Genomic DNA, 1,058 nt, shown 5'->3' on the forward strand with positions numbered 1-1,058 from the left:
GACGATCTCGTCGACGGCCCGGTGGACCTCGCCGCGGTACGCGCCGACGACGCCCTGCTCGACGCCATCGCGGGTGGGGCGTCCCTGGGTGGGCTCGGCAGTCACGAGGACGTCTTCGGTCGTCCCGGTCAGGACGACGACCATCTGGCCGCCATCCTCGCCGCGTGGAAGGCCGACATCGAGCTCGACCCGATGCCCGAGCTCGTGTCGCTCGACGAGGCCGCCGAGGCCGTCGAGGCCGGCCACGAGGCGCGGGAGCGGCGGGTCGGCCGGGCACGCCGCCGGATGCCGTTCGCGGTCGCCGCGGCCGCCATCGCCGTCGCCCTCGCGGGCTTCACGGTCGCCGTGCACTCCGCGCAGCCCGGCGACACGATGTTCGGGCTGACCAAGGTGCTCTTCTCCCAGCAGGCCGAGAGCGCCCAGAAGGCGAAGACGGCCCACGACACGATCGTCGCTGCGAACACCGCCATCCGTCAGGGCCAGCCGGCCACCGCGCAGTCGCTGCTGCAGAGCGCGGCCGGCCAGATCCAGGCCGTCCAGCCCGCGGACCAGCCGCCCCTGCAACAGCAGCGGGACGAGGCGCTGAAGTCGCTGGCGGCGGCGCCGCCGGCGGAGACGGCCAGCCCGACGGCCGCGCCGAGCGCGAGCAGCGGTACTCCCGAGGGCACGACGACGCGCGACCAGGACCGGCACAGGCGGTCGGGTCAGAAGCCGCCGCCGCCCGTCCAGCAGACGCCGTCGCCGGCCGCTCCCGATTCGGCGACCACACCCGGTCCCGAGGACGGCAAGTCCGCGTCGAACCCGGGCGGGACCACCGGCGGCGGTGCGCCGGTCACGTCCACCCCGGCCCCGGCGCCGGCGCCGGGCGGCTGAGCACACACGAACGACGACGGGCCCGGTTCCCCCTCGGGGGAGCGGGGCCCGTCGTCGTTCGTGGGGCGGGATGACCGAGCTGCTACTGCTCCGCGAGCGTCGCGTCCGCGAACCCGCGGCAGTACTCCCACGTCACGTAGGACGCCGGGTCCGGGTCGAACGGGGGCTCGTGGGGGCGCATGTGG

2 protein-coding genes are annotated in these 1,058 nt (G+C 75.7%); one reads left to right on the top strand and one right to left on the bottom strand.

Features of this window, described 5'->3' with window-relative positions; all coding sequences use genetic code 11:
- Positions 1-873: anti-sigma-D factor RsdA (locus tag AC0CYZ_RS15330; protein WP_472216793.1), on the top strand; the 873-nt coding region annotated here is incomplete at its 5' end.
- Positions 874-955: 82 nt separating this feature from the next.
- On the opposite strand, the gene AC0CYZ_RS15335 is transcribed toward AC0CYZ_RS15330, so the two are convergent.
- Positions 956-1,058, bottom strand: a 103-nt coding sequence (locus AC0CYZ_RS15335) for a DUF5319 family protein (protein ID WP_472216794.1), incomplete at its 5' end; no start/stop codon positions are given.

It is taken from the genome of Actinomycetospora sp. (genome assembly GCF_055612215.1).